This window comes from Gordonia sp. UBA7599 (assembly GCA_002477755.1).
Lineage (GTDB): Bacteria > Actinomycetota > Actinomycetes > Mycobacteriales > Mycobacteriaceae > Gordonia.
The window spans coordinates 1-14,811 of the sequence record DLKD01000093.1 but is presented as its reverse complement, the minus strand read 5'-3'; the positions used below and the strand labels follow the sequence as shown (position 1 = coordinate 14,811).

The 14,811-nt window shown below is 66.2% G+C and carries 12 protein-coding genes and 1 pseudogene; 6 read left to right on the top strand and 7 right to left on the bottom strand.

The window, feature by feature from the left end; translation table 11 throughout:
* Positions 1-833: 833 nt before the first annotated feature.
* The 4 genes from B4L26_RS10945 to B4L26_RS10930 all read right to left on the bottom strand — a co-directional run bounded on the left by B4L26_RS10945 (position 834) and on the right by B4L26_RS10930 (position 4,952).
* Entirely contained in the window at positions 834-2,096 is a 1,263-nt protein-coding gene (locus B4L26_RS10945; RefSeq protein ID WP_280475283.1) for a hypothetical protein, read from the bottom strand.
* Positions 2,093-2,290 (bottom strand): hypothetical protein, encoded by a 198-nt coding sequence (locus B4L26_RS10940; protein WP_280475281.1) that lies wholly within the window; start codon positions 2,288-2,290, stop codon positions 2,093-2,095. The genes B4L26_RS10945 and B4L26_RS10940 overlap by 4 nt, the downstream gene beginning before the upstream one ends.
* A gap of 64 nt (positions 2,291-2,354) precedes the next feature.
* Positions 2,355-4,367, bottom strand: a complete 2,013-nt coding sequence (locus tag B4L26_RS10935) for a DNA primase family protein (protein ID WP_290718896.1) — start codon at positions 4,365-4,367, stop codon at positions 2,355-2,357.
* A 354-nt stretch (positions 4,368-4,721) separates the two neighbouring features.
* Positions 4,722-4,952 carry a hypothetical protein gene (locus B4L26_RS10930; protein WP_280475277.1) on the bottom strand — a complete coding sequence of 77 codons (231 nt, stop codon included), beginning with the start codon at positions 4,950-4,952 and terminating at the stop codon, positions 4,722-4,724.
* Positions 4,953-6,126: 1,174 nt separating this feature from the next.
* Between B4L26_RS10930 and B4L26_RS10925 the strand changes: the two genes are divergently transcribed.
* A complete protein-coding gene (locus B4L26_RS10925) occupies positions 6,127-7,320 on the top strand; it encodes an IS110 family transposase (RefSeq protein WP_005196966.1) in 1,194 nt (397 codons plus the stop codon).
* A gap of 297 nt (positions 7,321-7,617) precedes the next feature.
* On the opposite strand, the gene B4L26_RS10920 is transcribed toward B4L26_RS10925, so the two are convergent.
* Complete coding sequence (locus B4L26_RS10920) at positions 7,618-9,396, bottom strand: recombinase family protein (RefSeq protein ID WP_290718890.1); 1,779 nt, start codon at positions 9,394-9,396, stop codon at positions 7,618-7,620.
* A 33-nt stretch (positions 9,397-9,429) separates the two neighbouring features.
* Here B4L26_RS10920 and B4L26_RS10915 point away from each other — a divergent pair.
* The 3 genes and pseudogenes from B4L26_RS10915 to B4L26_RS10905 form a co-directional block, all read left to right on the top strand.
* Positions 9,430-9,564: pseudogene (locus B4L26_RS10915) on the top strand (DUF4244 domain-containing protein); the annotation flags it as partial.
* Positions 9,561-9,962, top strand: a complete 402-nt coding sequence (locus tag B4L26_RS10910) for a TadE family type IV pilus minor pilin (RefSeq protein WP_324551371.1) — start codon at positions 9,561-9,563, stop codon at positions 9,960-9,962. The pseudogene B4L26_RS10915 and the gene B4L26_RS10910, both read left to right, overlap by 4 nt.
* Positions 9,937-10,362: an Rv3654c family TadE-like protein gene (locus B4L26_RS10905; RefSeq protein ID WP_290718888.1), complete on the top strand. Its 426-nt coding sequence runs from the start codon at positions 9,937-9,939 to the stop codon at positions 10,360-10,362. Before B4L26_RS10910 ends, B4L26_RS10905 begins: the two co-directional genes overlap by 26 nt.
* 47 nt (positions 10,363-10,409) lie before the next feature.
* On the opposite strand, the gene B4L26_RS10900 is transcribed toward B4L26_RS10905, so the two are convergent.
* On the bottom strand, positions 10,410-11,582 hold the full coding sequence (locus B4L26_RS10900) for an aromatic ring-hydroxylating oxygenase subunit alpha (RefSeq protein ID WP_290718886.1): 1,173 nt from the start codon (positions 11,580-11,582) through the stop codon (positions 10,410-10,412).
* 139 nt (positions 11,583-11,721) lie between these two features.
* Here B4L26_RS10900 and B4L26_RS10895 point away from each other — a divergent pair, with 139 nt between their 5' ends.
* Positions 11,722-12,336 (top strand): TetR/AcrR family transcriptional regulator, encoded by a 615-nt coding sequence (locus tag B4L26_RS10895; RefSeq protein WP_290718884.1) that lies wholly within the window; start codon positions 11,722-11,724, stop codon positions 12,334-12,336.
* Positions 12,333-13,457 (top strand): hypothetical protein, encoded by a 1,125-nt coding sequence (locus B4L26_RS10890; protein WP_290718883.1) that lies wholly within the window; start codon positions 12,333-12,335, stop codon positions 13,455-13,457. Before B4L26_RS10895 ends, B4L26_RS10890 begins: the two co-directional genes overlap by 4 nt.
* Positions 13,458-13,600: 143 nt before the next feature.
* Here the strand turns inward: B4L26_RS10890 and B4L26_RS10885 are convergent.
* Positions 13,601-14,811, bottom strand: a 1,211-nt coding sequence (locus B4L26_RS10885; RefSeq protein ID WP_290718881.1) for a Zn-binding domain-containing protein, incomplete at its 5' end; no start/stop codon positions are given.

The following is a 14,811-nucleotide window of genomic DNA, read 5'->3' as shown; positions in this document are numbered from 1 at the left end:
GCTCGTCGCTAACGCTCCTCACCCGCCCCGCACGTCCTTCGGTCCCGGCCACGCCGCTGTGCCAGGGGACCCTCGCATCAGCCGGGTCCCTCGCTTCGCTTCCCCGGCTGATGCTACCCCTGACACACCGTCGTGTCCAAGGCGCCATTGGACAAGTCGATCGGGCTTCGCCCTCACTCCTCGCTACGCTCGGCTTGTCCAAACCGCTCGCTGCGCTCGCTTGGCGCCCTGCCGGGGGCAAGCGGGCCGAGGCCCGCCCGAGAAAAAACCGGACCCGGCACACCGCAGCCGGGAAGGGGCCCCTGCGGCAAATGCTCGCTAGCTCGCATCCGCCTCCGGAACCCCCGAGACGAGGCCGCCGGCCGATCCCCACCGGTCGAGTGCACCTATTCGGCGCACCCTTCCCGGCGGGTCTGCGGCAGGCGTCCACCGCGGCGCCAGTCACTGCAGCGATGGGCTGGCTCAACGGGCGGCACAAGGCCTCCGAAGCCCGTTGAGGAGAGCCTGCGGAGAAACTCTGCTGGAAACTCTGCTGGAAACTCGCAGCGGTCTGAGGCTGTTTCTCCACAGGCGGTGACAAGGCCTTTCGTGACAGCACAACTGTCACTTTGGTGCCGCTCAAGTGCTGTTGTGGTGCCGCTCAAGTGCCGGTTTCGTGTCACTGAGACAGCACTGCCTCGGCGCACGACAGGAATGCGGCAGTTGTACTGTCACTCAACTACCGCTTTGTCGACCGACTACTGCCGCGGTAGTGACACCGTAGTGCCACTCTGCTGCCCTCTGGACACGAGAAAGCCCCCTGGAGACGTGCTCCAGGGGGCTGTCTGCGGGGCCTAGTTGCTGATGACGCGCAGTCGTGGCGTCGCCTCGGCCAACTCCTTGGCTCGAGCCACCCACCGCCGCAGCGTCGAGTACGGGACGTCCAGCTCGGTGCTCGTCTTCCGCAGCGACAGCCCGGACTCCTGCAGCACCAGGGCTTGGCGGATCAGATCTTCATCGGCGTCACCGCCCAGCGCCTCTGCCGTCTGCCGCGCCAGCTCGGCCAGCCGATCCTCGGCCGCCGCCGAACCGTGGCTCGGCCGGATCGGTTCGCGGCTCGGCCGCGGCTCACGCGCCTGATCCACATCATGGTTCGCCTCGCGGATCACCTCCTGAACCGGCTCGTGATCCGCCGGGTGATCCGCCTCGTGGCTCAGCCACTGATCCACCGGTTCATCCGAACCACGGCTCACCGTGAACCACTCCCGATTCGCCTCGCGGATCACCTCCTGGATCACCTGCTCGAGGTCTGCGGGGATCGGCTCGATGCCGACCTGATCCACCTCGTCGCCCTCGCGGATCACTTCCGGTTCACGCAGGTCAGAGGGGTGAGCCGCCTGATCCACCGGCTGAGCCGGTTCACGGATCACCCCGTGATCCACCGGCTGAGCCACAGGCGCCGAGCCGTGATCCACAGGCTGAGCCACCGGGGTCGGCTCACCCTGAGCCGCGTGCCGCGGAGCAGGCCGATCCACCGGCTGAGCCGCCTCGTGATCCGAGCCGCGGCTCACCACGTCGGCGCGCGCGTCGTCAGCGTCAGAATGAGCTTCCGTCGCGGACTCCACGCGATCGAGCAGATTGCCGGCGATCCGCGACCAGCGGCTCGGCTGACGATCCTCCGACACCTCAGCCTCCGCCGGGCGACGCAGGGACATGACATAGACCGTGCTCGCGATCATGAGGAGATCGGGCACCGCGGCCAGACCCAGGTTCAAGAACCAGGTGCCACCGGCGAACAGCTCGGTCAGCTCCACCACACTGAGCAACCCGATGTAGCTCGAAGCGAGCACCACCGCACCGAGCGAGCCCACGATGACGGTCGCGAGTGTCCGCTGCCACCCCGCAACGCCGCTGCGGACACCGAACGCGATCCCCTCGACCATCAGAAGCAAAGTCACCGGCAGGGCCCCACCGATCCACTTCGCTTCGGTCAAGACCTCGGCCGGGGCGATCAGCTCAGCGTGACGCACGTTGCCGTAGGAACTGACGACCACACTCAGCGCCAGGATCGCCCACCAGTACCAACTGGCGACCCTGTGCCAACCCTTCTCGCTCATGCCGCACCCCCCTTCGTGTGGCGCAGCATCTCGATGCCGGCCGGCGTCATCGCCGCAGCGCGCACGCCCAGGGTCTCTGACATCTCGGCCCAGAACTGTGCGACCCCGCGGTCGCACGGGCGACCCTCGACAGCCGCTGCGAGCTCACGCTCGAACTCAGCCCGCGAGAGCGGGCGCGTCTGCTTCTTCTTCATCACTGCCCCTCCTTCGGGCTCATAGATCTCTTGCTGCTGGGTACGACGTCGGTCAGGTGAGGAGTCATGACGCACCGCCTTCAGCGCCCATGCTCGGCAGCGGGGACCCGGCGAACGGGTCCTCGAAGTCAGGTTCGTAGGCCGGCTCAGGTGTCTGCGAGGCAGCTGGAGTAGCGGGCTCGGTAGGGCTCCACGCCCGCCAGGACGCACCGCCTTCAGCGCCCATACTCGGCAGCGGGGACCCGGCGAACGGATCGTCGGGGTTGACGGCGACCGGAGCAGCCGGTGCGGCGGGAGCCGCGGGCGTTGCCGGAGCCTGGTAGGCGGGCTCGCTCTCGGCCTGTGGGCCGTCCTGGTCAACGACCTCTGCCGGGTTCGGGCGTTCCGTCCCGCGAGCATCGATCTCGGCAAGCACAGCGGCGCGCTGGCGATCAGCAATCTCGGCCTGTGACCACCCAGGCCGACGCACAAGACCCCGATACTTCTTCGCCTGGCGGTACAGAGGGAACGTGCAGTGCTTGGTCCGCTCCTTCTCGTAGCCGAACTGGGTGTTCTCCGCATCGACCTTTGCCTTCGGAACCTGGGGGTTACTCCAGTCGACCAGGTCGTACAGATAGATCAGCAGCTCAGGCTCAGTCATTGCCCCCGACGGCCGCATTTCCCTCAAGTCATCCGAGTCCGGCTTGCGCGCCACCATGAAAGGGCTGTCAGGGTCGGTGTCGATCACGTTGACAAGCGCCTGCCAGAACTTGCCGGATGCCATCTGCCGCTCCTGGGTCGGCATGTTCTTCTTGCACCAGCCCCGGAAGAGGTCGCACATGAACTGTCGAGGCACCAAATCCCAGGTCAGATCGTTCTTGACCTCGTTCCAGAAGGCCAACACCGAGTCGTTGCTCTCCCGGAAGCGAGCCAGCGCCTCGCGGCATTTCCGTGGCTCCGGTAGCTCGTCATAGTCCATCGTCAGTACGCGCTTGAGCACGTATTCCAGCACCTCGGGCCGGCCGAGATAGTCCTCCTTGATGTACGGCCGCTCGATACCCGTGAAGCACTTGGTGAACGGCAGCAGAATGAATCGCCTCAGCAGCGACGGCGACTTGTCGCGGAACACCGGCTCCTCGTTGAGGCACTGGACCATGAAGCCGAAGTGCTGGTGCGAGACCACCGGCCGGTTCTTGCGGTTCACCAAGATCACGTCGTTGGTGATCACTGCCTTGAAGTTCGCGCTGTCCTCGATGAACGTCCCGACCGGGTTCTCATCAACGAGGATCGCCGTGGAGCTCAGCAGTGGCTCCAGGCGGAACTCCCGACCGAAGTCAGCGATCGGAATGCTCGCCGCAGACGCGCCCACGAGGTTGCGCATGAGCCGCACGAGAGTGCCCTTACCGTTATTGCCCTTAACCGAGAACGGCAGCAACGCCTTGCGCCAGCTCGTGTAGGGGCGAGCCACAGCGCCCACGCACTTCCAGAGCAGATCGACGACCTCGGGGTCATCATCGAGGGAAGCCATCCAGGACTCGACATCCCAGATCTCGCCGTCAGGCATCTCGATCTCGACGTTCTCGGCATCCGGGTTCCAGGCGACCTCGAGTTTGCCCAAGAAGACATGCTCGGGGCTGAACTCGCGAAACGTCGGGTTGCCGCAGTTGTACTCCACGACCCCATTGCGGCACGGAATCAGATTCGCGTCCGGCGCGTAGGTCCTACGCGGCGACGATGACCGCAGCACACCCATGAGCTCGGAAAATGCCTTGTCACTCAGCGGGAAATAGGACGAAGCCAGCGCATGGAGCTTCGATTCCTGTGTCACGTGGAGCCCGTAGGTGTCACTGGCCGGATCATCGTCGTAGTAGGCGACCAGCGGCTCGCCATCGGCCCGCTTGCCTTGACCCGCAGAACCTGCGGCTCGTGTATCCGGCACAATCGCCACCACCCCATGCAGTTCCTGCAGCAGTGGGGCCAGATCCGTCGGGATCAGATCCTTCGTGCCGGTCTTCGGCGGGAACGGACCCAGAATCTCGCCGCTCTTGATTCGCTCGATCTGCATGGCGAACTGGCGATTGATCTCACCGACGATCATCGCCCGGATTGCCGGAGGAGCCGGGCGCCGTTCCCGGGGCAACGTGCGGATCTGCGCGGCAATCCACCCAGCCGCATGAGCACGCAGCAGACCGATCGGAGCGCCGTAACCGGGCTCCCGAGTGGTACCAGGCCCCGGCGCCTCCGGGGACGCCACAGGCCCTTCCAGGGACGCACCGGGACGCTGCGGAGAAGCGACAACCTCTCCCGCATCCGGGCCCGCGAACTTATCATCGGACACGGAAGTCCGATATGCTGTAGTCATCAATCAGTCCAATCTCATCGCACAGGGATTTGGTTGAAGGACTCCCCGAGGGCGTCGGTGTTGCCATCACCGGCGCCCTCAAGTCATTTCTCAGGCGATGGCCACGAAAGCCTCGTTCGCCTGCAGGGTGTACAGCTCGCGCAGTCGCTCGACCACGCTCAGCGGCAGCTGCCAGTGCCCACGAGGACCACGGCGTACCGCCGGGAGCTCTCCGCGGTAGACCATGCGGCGCACCGCATAGGCGGGGACACCCGCCGCCTTGGCCACTTGCACCAACGGCCGCAGATCCTCGCACTCCACATGCTCGACCGGTGTCAGCATCTCGACCCCTTCCTCCGTCTCCGGCTTTCGTGCAGCTGTTCATTTGCTCAGCTGCACCCTCACCATACGAAGAAACGGGGCGACCCCGCTGACACCAGGAAGCTACAAAAGCCCAGGTCAGAAGGCGCGAAGGACGCCAACGACAATCGCTGAGAGCCGGGCCGAGATGACGTCACCTGTCGCCTCAGACTTTCTCGGAACCGGCCATATTCGCAGGTCGCAGCCGCTACCGAATAACACCGCTGGGTGACGTCATGAGCACACGAGCAATTACTCCGCAAGACCTGTGCAGCAACGAAGATGTGATCTTCGTCACAAAACGGTGGTGCAAGCTGCAACTTTCGCGCGCTGCTTTATACTTATATGTATAAACACCGGCGTCGGCGACTGCCTCCTACATCGTGACCCAGGTCGCTGCACGGCAACGACTTCGCACAGTCAAGCGAGCCGCCGCCATCCACCGTCGTGGCCCTCCCCGCAACGCGACACGAAACCAGCACTTAAGTGGCACTTGAGTGACAGCAAAGTGGCACCAAAGTGACAGTAGTGCTGTCACGAAGGGGTCTGTCCCAAAAATGTTCCAGGATTTTTGGGACAGCGTTTTCGCAGGTCAAAGACTTGCGCTGTTGCATTTCCCCAGGTCGCTCATCTGTCCCAAATCCGTGGCAGGTCGAAGCCACTCTTGTGAAAGCCACGGCCAGAACAATCCTGCGAACTCTACTGCTCTCAAATTTGGGACAAACACACCTGAAACAGCACTTCACCTGCGAAAACACTGTCCCAAATCCAATAAACAAGATTGGGACAGATCACCAGGAAACAACGCTCTACCTGCGAAAACACTGTCCCAAATCTGTACCACCAGATTTGGGACAGCTGGGACAAGTCTGGGACACGACCGTCTCGCCACCGCAGGCAGGCCACTGAAGCCCCGTTACCTTCTTCGTAGTCCCGCACCGCGGGGCCACGGTCGCCAAGTTCGGTATGACTTCTTGCCCCTGTCTCTCGAATGATCCGGGGGGTGGTGTCGCCGAACCTGGTGACGTCGATGGACCGCTGATAGGGACAGGGCCGCCTGTTTGCATCGAGCACCGGGCAGGTCTCTTCGTAACGTGGGTGCCGGGTGTCGACGTCTGATCGGTGACCGTCCGGAGCGGAACGAAAGGCACGCTTCATGGACCCGACCTACGCCGTGTTCTGCGGCATCGACGTGGGCAAAGGCGAACACCACGCCGTCGGACTCGACCCCGCCGGCACCCGCCTGTTCGACAAAGCCCTGCCCAACGACGAAGCCAAACTGCGGACCGTGTTCGACCGCCTGGCAGAACACGGCCCGGTGTTGGTGATCGTCGACCAGCCGAACACGATCGGTGCCCTGCCGGTCACCGTCGCCCGCGCCTGCGGACACGCTGTGGCGTACTTGCCGGGGTTGACGATGCGGCGCGTCGCCGATCTGTACCCCGGCCAGGCCAAGACCGACGCCCGAGATGCGTTCATCATCGCCGACACCGCCCGCACGATGCCGCACACGCTGCGCCGGATCGATGTCGGCGACGAGGCCCTGGCTGAGCTCGGGGTGCTCGTCGGGTTCGACGACGACCTCGCCGGTGAGGCCACCCGGATCAGCAACCGCATCCGCGGATTGCTCACCGGAATCCACCCTGCCCTCGAACGGGTTCTCGGTCCCAGGATCGCGCATCCGGCGGTCCTCGAAATCCTGTCGCGATGTGGCGGGCCGGTCGGCATCCGCAAAGCGGGCAAACGCCGACTCACCACACTCGCAACCAAGCATGCCCCGCGGATGGGCGCCCGACTGGCCGAGGAAATCCTCACCGCGCTCGATGCCCAGAGCGTGACGGTGCCAGGCAGCAACGCCGCCGAGATCGTCCTGCCGAAGCTCGCAGATTCCTTGAAAGAGGTTCTGCAACAGCGCAAGAGCATTGCTGAAGATGTGGAGAGGATGCTCGATGACCACCCTCTTTCCCAGGTCCTGATGTCGATGCCCGGCGTCGGCGTCAGGACCGCAGCCCGGATCCTGCTCGAGGTCGGTGACGGCTCGGCGTTCGCCTCTGCGGCGCATCTGGCGGCCTACGCCGGTATCGCCCCGGTGACCCACCGTTCCGGCTCGTCGATCCGTGGTGAGCACCCCGCCCGGTCGGGTAACCGCAAACTCAAACGGGTGTTGTTCCTGTCCGCTTTCGCCGCGTTACACGACCCGACCAGTCGCGCCTACTACGACCGCAAACGCGCTGAGGGCAAGAAGCACAATGCCGCGTTGATCTGTCTGGCACGCCGTCGCTGCGACGTCCTCTACGCCATGCTCAAGAACAAGACCTTCTACCGCACCCCCGCTGCTGCCCCCGCTTGACCAAACCATAGGGACACCCCCCGCGGCATGCACTCCACCAACACGTCCTGACCAACCGCGCTGTGCCACAGCACTGTGGAGTTAAGACGTGAAAAGGACGCCATGCCTGCAGGGACTACGCCACCGCAGGCAGACCGCCGAGGTCCTGCCCAGCAGTGCATGCGCTCCACCAACACGTCGTGACCCACCGGACCCAGCCACAGCAGCACGCCGCCGTCCTCGCCAGCGGCCCTGGCCGGCCTCGTGCCTCGGCAGGCCACCACCGCCGCCTGCCAGCCATCCGGGGGCCTCAGCGGGTCACCGACGCTGCTTGGCGGCACCCTTCCGCGGCATGGTCGCCGTCTTCTTCACCGCCCGGCGCCGCCGCGGTCGCTCCGGCTCCTCCTCCACGACGCTCGGCTGCGCAGGCCCCTGCCGCATCCACACCGCGGCCATGGCCTCTGGCAGGTCACTGAGCCCCGCTGCTGTCCATGCACCGACGGACTTCAACCGCGCCAGCTCCGCGATAGGCCGCAGCAGCACACCGCCGTCCAGGTCCGGCGCTTTCATCGCGATCTCGATGTCATCGACCACCGTCCGGGCACCCTCGCTGTGGGAGAACCACCGCATCGAGACGTTCTCTCGCAGCCACACGTTGCGCTCGGTGTGGCCGGCCGTTGCCCACCACTGGCCGAACGACTCTCCCGTGCCCTCGTACCGCCACTGCGCGGGCTCCTGCGGCATCGCCGCCAACTCCTCCCGCCGCGCCGCCAGCGCCGCGATCCGCTCATCCAGCCGCGCCCGCTGCGGCGTGCCGCGCTTGTACGCGCCGGTGCCGAGCGCATCGGTGAGGTCAGCCAGTGCCTCGTCCACCTCAGCGAGCTCGTCGCTGTGGTCGCTGCCCTCGTACCAGACACGCTGCATTCGCTCCATGTCGCCGAGCACGCTCAGCAGGCGGTCCTCGAGTGTCTGCTCGGCCAGCCGCAGTGGGATGCTGCGGTTCTCGCACGTGGCTGCGTACTGGGCCGAGGCGCAGCGATACCGGGGCTTGCGGCCCTGGCCGCCCTTGAGCCGGTACGCTCTGCGACCACACACTCCACAGACCAGTACCCCGGTGAGCAGCCCTGTGGTGCGCTTGGTCGGCTCTTGGCGGTTTTCGCGGTTCGCCAGTTCCTTGGCCACACGATCGAACATCGACCTGCTCAGGATCGGATCGGCCCGCACCAGCGGCCTACCGCTGTCGTCGGTCAGCACCCGCTCCGGTCCCAGCACGCGGTGCCCCCGGCTGTCGCGCACCGGATTTCCGTCCTCGTCGAGCACCGGCTCCCGGCCGACGACCTGTCCCAGCAGTGTGCGAGAGGTCAGCGCGCGCTTGAGCGGCGCCGAGTGCCACTCATAACCCCGGACCTCGCGGCCGCGCAGCTGCGCGAAGCGGTCTTTCGGCGTCAGCACTCCTCGCCGCGTCAGGTCGTGAGCGATCGCCCGTAGAGGCTCACCCGCGAGCACGCGCTTTACGACCTCGTGGATCACCTCGACCTGCTCAGAATCCTGCACCAGACGCCACTCACCCTCGACCCGCTCCGGTCGGTACCCCCATGGCGGTACGCCGCCACGCCATTTCCCGGCGCGGAAGTTGTGCGTGAAAGCGGCGTGATTCCGCGTCGCAATCGCCGCCAGTTCCATCTCCGCGACCTTGGCGACCAGCAGCGCGATGATGTCGCCGAAGGGCTGCGTGAGATCCAGGAAAGACTCTGTGGCGCTTACCAATACGATTCGATGATCCTGCGCCCACCGGATCATCTCCGCCAGATCGAGCAGCCGCCTGACGAGGCGATCCATCCGGTAGAAGACCAGCACGTCGACCTCGTGATGGCGCTCACGCAGCCACCGCCCGAGCTCCGGTCGATCGAAAGGCGTTGTCGCGCCGGCGCTCACGTCCAGGTCCTCGGCCACGCCGATGACCTCGTAGCCGCGCTGCTCGCACAGTTCTCGGCACGCCTGCAGCTGCCGCTCCGGTGACGTGGTCGCCTCGGTCACCCGCGACAGCCGTACAACGATCAGCGCCCGCTTCGCTACCTTCTTCTTCGCTACCCCCATTTGTCGGATCATACGACACGGTAGTAAAGCCGAACAGCGGAGTACGCCATCGGGACGATTGCCGCCGCGGGCTTTGGCGCGCTGCTTTACACCGTCGTCACCGGTAATTCGGTGGTCAGTGCGTTGACGAACATCATCGCCAAGGCACTGACGACGACGGTCGGGTGAGCGCGGGCTACCTGCTCTACCGCCGGATGCACGGTCTCCTGCGTGACGAGTCGGGTATGGCGACTGTCGAGGCGGCGTATGCGATCGCGGCGATCAGCGTCGTCCTCATGTTGTGCGTGGGTGGGTTGGCGGCCATGACGACGACGCTGCGGTGCGCCGACGCCGCGCGTGAGGTGGCCCGGTTGACCGCAGCCGGCGATGCCCGTGCCCGGTCGGTCGGTGCCGCCGCGGCGCCCGGAGGAGCCCGCATTGCCGTCGAGCAGCGGGGCGACGAGGTAGTCGTCCGGGTCGAGGCCGGCGTACCGCTTCTGCCGTTGCTGACCGTCGGAGGTAGCGCTATCGCGCTCATGGAACCGCGCGAGGACGACAGTGATGCACCTGCGCCGGCCTCTCCGTGAGGGTGACGTGGCGACGGTTCGGTGGTCGGTGGTGCGACGGGTGCACGACGAGGATGGTTCGGCCACGGTCCTCGGGGTGGCGGTCATCGCCTGCCTGGTCGTGCTGACGGCGTCGTTGGTCCTCGTCGGGACGGCCGTGGTGGCGCGCCACCGTGCCACCGCCGCCGCCGAACTCGCCGCACTGGCAGCGGCATCGGCCGCGCTCACCGGCTCGGCGGAGCCGTGCGCCGCCGCCGAGCGGTTGGTGCGCGCGCAAGGCGACTCGTCGTTGCGGTTGGCGTCGTGCGAGCTCGACGGCGAGTTCGTCGACGTCGAGGTCGCGGTGCCGGTGCGCCTGAGCCATTTCGGTGTCCGCAGCGCATCTGCCCGCGCCCGTGCCGGTCCGGTCGGCGCAGAGTGAGACTGCCGCTCCGCCGGGTCATATGTGCAGGGTCGGTAGTCGAGGCCTTACTGCAGCGAGACGCCTAGCTTGTCCGCCATGACCCGGATCATGTGCTGGACGCCGATCTCGTTGCGGCCGATGACCATGTGGTCGTGCTGGCCGTGGCGGACCCCTTGGCCGCATTGAGGCAGCATCACGAAATCCTCGTCGCGCACGGCGGCGTGGACCTGGCTGAAGATCTCGTCGTACATCTGTCGCTGCTCGTCGCTCTGCGCCGGATACTTGGCCATCCAGCTGTGGCGGACCGTGCAGCGCGTCGCCGAGTGCTCCGGGAGGATGTCGATCACCTCGACCCCCACCGGGCTGTTGGCCAGAATGAGGTTGGGGTAGACCCAGTAGATGATGCCCATCTGCGCCACCGGATCCCAGCTGTCGCCGGGTTCGGTGCCCTGCAGGTCGAGGATCCAGTTGAACGGGAAGCCGATGCGGTGGTGGTCGCCGAACTCGTCGTAAGCGTGGGTGTTCGCCAGCGTGCTGCGCCCAATGATGCTCTGCCCGTGGACGAAGGGGAAATGGTAGCCCTCCGCGAAGGCTTCCAGTGCTCCCTTCCAGCTCACCTCTGAGGTAAGCGAGCGCTCGTCGTGATAGCCGAAATCTTGGTAGTTCCACCGGGCGAGTTCGGCGTTCATCGGACCCAGGTGCGCGTCGAGGTCGATCTCGGCGCCAGCGGTGAGGACCGCCCAGATGAAGCCATGGCGCTCTTCGTTGGGGAGTTCGACCAGTCCGTACTCGTCGCGGTCGATGGCCTCGAAGCCAGCGGCTCCGGGTACCCCCTTGAGGCGGCCCTTGTTGTCGTAGACCCACGCGTGATACGGGCAGGTGAACTTGCGCGAGTTGCCAGCGCCGCAGGCCGGCATGGCGCCCCGGTGGCGACAGTAATTCAAGAACACGTGCGCCTGGCCATCGCGATCGCGCGTGATCAGCAACGAGTCGCCAATCACGGACCGGACGACGTAGTCGAAGCTGTTGGGGATCTGCGCGCTCGCCAGTACCGCCAGCGGCGCGCGCCGCAGGATCGTCGACTCTTCGATATCGGCGAGCTTGTCGTCGTTGTAGTAGTTCAGTGGCACGCGCAGGATGTCGTCGGCCATGTCGGTGGTTTCGGCGAGGGCGAGCGAGAGGGCGTGACGGGTGAGCTCGGGGCCGAGCTCGACCGGCTGGGACTGCATCGTCGTCATCGGGCTTCTCCTAGCGTCGGGCTGCGCGCATCTGTAAGCGATCTGAGCGTCGACCATACACTTATTCGGAAAAGTGTCTACCCTTGTTGAGGCGGGGTTTCGGCAACGCGGCTGGCGTTGGTCAGGACGAGGAGAGGCGATGCGCACACACGGTTGGGCCGGATCGACTCCTGCCGACAACGAAGCTGCGGTGAAGCGGATCCTTGACGGCGCGGCATCGTTGATCGAGGAGGGGCGCGCCGTGAGCGTCCAATCGGTCGCGAGGCAGGTGGGGATCACCCGACAAACGCTCTACCGGTACTTCCCCGACGCGGAGTCGATTCAGCGCGAGGTCGCCAGGGAAGCGAGCGCCGACCTATTGGCGGGGCTGGCTACCGCCCTCGCTGACGTTGTGGATCCGGCCGAGGCCGTCGTCGAGGGAATCGCCACGTGCTACGAGCTCCTGCGGGATAACAGGCGCTTCGCCCTGCTTTTCGATCGGAGCGGGTCCGGGGGCGTGTTGGAGGACGTGACGTCGGAGTCCGCGGTCGGTGCCGGTCGAGCAATTTTGGGGAGCCTGGGTGTCGACTGGCAGCAGGCCGGGTGGGACGACGACGACCTCGACGGGCTCGTCGAGTTCATGCTCCGAATGCTGATATCCCTGATCGTTGATCCCGGTGACCGTGCCCAGACCCGCGAAGCATTGCGCAACTTCCTGGATCGGTGGGTTGCCCCCGCCGTGGCGTGCAAGCGCGGCGATTGGATTCGAGTGTGAGGACCTTCGACTGGGATGTCTTTGAGCAGTTCCTGACCGACGAGATCGTGCGATGCGTGGACGACGCCGGTGCGCGCAACCCGGATTCGCTGCCGCGCGCCGCGGCGCTCTTCGACCTGCACGCCCGGGACATGCTGGTGCTGTTTCCCGCAGTTGCAGTGACGCACGACCGGGCCGAGAACTCGGAGCCGTGGGCGGTTCATCCAGGGGATTGGTCGTGGCAGGCCGAGACATCGCGTGACGGTGATCGTTGGGCCGCAGTGCTCACCGCTTTCGCCGGTTCGGGTGGACAGGTCTGGGAGCAGGTGACCGATCGCTACTTCGATACATTGGTCCGGGCGTGCCGGCGCGCGACTGTGGCGCTGACCTTGGAGGGCGGCGTTGCCGCGGACTTCTCGGTCGCGGCCATCGGCGACGACGACGGAGATCTGCACAGTCGCTGCCTGACGCCGGTGCAGCTGTCGCATCGGCTACCCCGGATCAGCGCGAGGCGCCGGGCGCTCGCCCGCCTCGCCACGCTGCCACCGACTAGCCGTACCGGCGAGCTGGTCGGGCTCTTGGAGGATTGGCGATCCCAGGATCCGGGACTGCTTGCGGCGGCTGGCGCGATGCTCGGGGAGCTGGGCCGGCCTGGTAGCGCAGCCATTGCCGCATTGTTGGCGCGTCGGCCGGTGGACGCCGAGTCGTGGCCGGTCTGGGCCGACGTCGCCGATCAGATCCCCGTTGTCGCTGCCCCACTTGTCGACGTGTTGTTCGAGACGCTTGGGGATCGGGGGGTGCCCCACCGGGTCCGTGCTCGTGCGGCGTCGTCGTTGGCCTGGCTGGGCTATCTGGGGGAAATCGCCCCTGCTCTGGCGAGTCTGCCGTCCGAGGTCGCACTGGATGTGATCGCCCGCCGGTATCTATCCGAGTCTAAACGGGGTCGCCTTGACTATTCCCCACTGGAGAAGGTGTTCGACCGCCGTCCCGAACTACACGACGCGCTACTGGCGCGGCTGTCCGCCACCGAGATGCACGACACCGACGCCGCAGACATCGCGACGGCCCTTGCTGCTATCGACTCGCCGTGGCCGTTCATCCGCCAACATGCGTCGGTGGTCATGCTTACCGCACATGTTTGATCTGCCGAGGACGCGTGTCCCCGGCGATACGCGGTCAAGACTCCAGGAGTCGGCGCGAGCCTGACCGCGCTCGACCCCACACCGTTTCGTCAACCCAGCATCAGTCGATGCTGGATTGACGAAACGGTGTTGGGTGGTTGGGGTCAGCCCAGCAGGCGGCCGATCAACTCGAGCACCGCGATGGCCCCGGACTTGTCGAGCGGCTCGTTGCCGTTCCCACATTTGGGCGACTGGACGCACGACGGGCAGCCCTTCTCGCACCCGCACGACGACACCGCCTCACTCGTGGCGGCCACCCACTCGCCAAACGCCGCATAGCCGCGGTCGGCGAAACCCGCACCGCCGGGATAGCCGTCGTAGACGAAGACGGTGGGCAGACCGGTGTCGGGGTGGATGTTGGTGGACAGCCCGCCGATGTCCCACCGGTCGCACGTCGCCACCAGCGGCAGCATGCCGATCATCGCGTGTTCCGCGGCATGCAGCGCGCCGGGCAGGTTCACATCGGTGACCCCGACGGCCGCCAGTGCCTCCGGGGTCAGCGTGTACTGCACTGCCCGGGTCGGCAGCGTCTGCGCCGGCAGGTCGAGCTCAACCGAGTCGAGGATCTCGCCGCTGTGCAACTTGCGCAGGTACCCGACGACCTGCGAGGTGACGGTTACCTCGACCAGCGCCACATGCAGAGCGCCCCGGTCGACCACCTGCTCCATGGCGACCACCTCGATGTCGGTGGTCTCCCGCGGTGAGGTCGTCCAGTCCGGCTCCTCCGGGTGTGCCAGCGCCAGACCGTCGTCGAGGTCGAGCTCGTCGACGACGAACGACCGTCCTTGATGGATGTGCACCGCGCCGGGGTGCACCGTCGAGAGGGCCCGGACGGTGTCGACCGTGCCCAGCAGCTGCGACGTGGACGTGTCGACGATGAGGATCTGCCCGCCGATTCCACCCCGGATGTCGATCTCGGCGTGTGGCTCAAGCCCCGCCGAGAGGTACCACCCTGCCTTGCGTCGTCGGAGCAGGCCGTCGGCGGTCAGCTCGTCCACGACGTCGGCGACCCCGAGGCGTTGCACCTCGTCGGGTTTGAGCGGCAGCTCGGCGGCCGCGCACAGCAGGTGCGGTTTGAGGACGTAGGGGTTCATCGGGTCGAATACCGTCGCCTCCACCGGCTTGCGCAGCAGCGCCTCGGGGTGGTGCACGAGGTAGGTGTCCAACGGGTCGTCGCGCGCGACGAGGACGACCGCCGACGCCGCCCCCCGTCGACCGGCCCGCCCGGCTTGTTGCCAGAACGACGCGACGGTGCCTGGGTAGCCGGCGATGACGACGGCGTCGAGGCCGCTGATGTCGACGCCGAGTTCCAGCG

Bases quoted from the DNA above. Each gene is read 5' to 3' on its own strand.
- B4L26_RS10945 (WP_280475283.1), bottom strand. From the start codon at position 2,096: ATGAGCGAGAAGGGTTGGCACAGGGTCGCCAGTTGGTACTGGTGGGCG.
- B4L26_RS10940 (WP_280475281.1), bottom strand. From the start codon at position 2,290: ATGAAGAAGAAGCAGACGCGCCCGCTCTCGCGGGCTGAGTTCGAGCGT.
- B4L26_RS10935 (WP_290718896.1), bottom strand. From the start codon at position 4,367: ATGATCGTCGGTGAGATCAATCGCCAGTTCGCCATGCAGATCGAGCGA.
- B4L26_RS10930 (WP_280475277.1), bottom strand. From the start codon at position 4,952: ATGCTGACACCGGTCGAGCATGTGGAGTGCGAGGATCTGCGGCCGTTG.
- B4L26_RS10925 (WP_005196966.1), top strand. From the start codon at position 6,127: ATGGACCCGACCTACGCCGTGTTCTGCGGCATCGACGTGGGCAAAGGC.
- B4L26_RS10920 (WP_290718890.1), bottom strand. From the start codon at position 9,396: ATGGGGGTAGCGAAGAAGAAGGTAGCGAAGCGGGCGCTGATCGTTGTA.
- B4L26_RS10905 (WP_290718888.1), top strand. From the start codon at position 9,937: ATGCACCTGCGCCGGCCTCTCCGTGAGGGTGACGTGGCGACGGTTCGG.
- B4L26_RS10900 (WP_290718886.1), bottom strand. From the start codon at position 11,582: ATGACGACGATGCAGTCCCAGCCGGTCGAGCTCGGCCCCGAGCTCACC.
- B4L26_RS10895 (WP_290718884.1), top strand. From the start codon at position 11,722: ATGCGCACACACGGTTGGGCCGGATCGACTCCTGCCGACAACGAAGCT.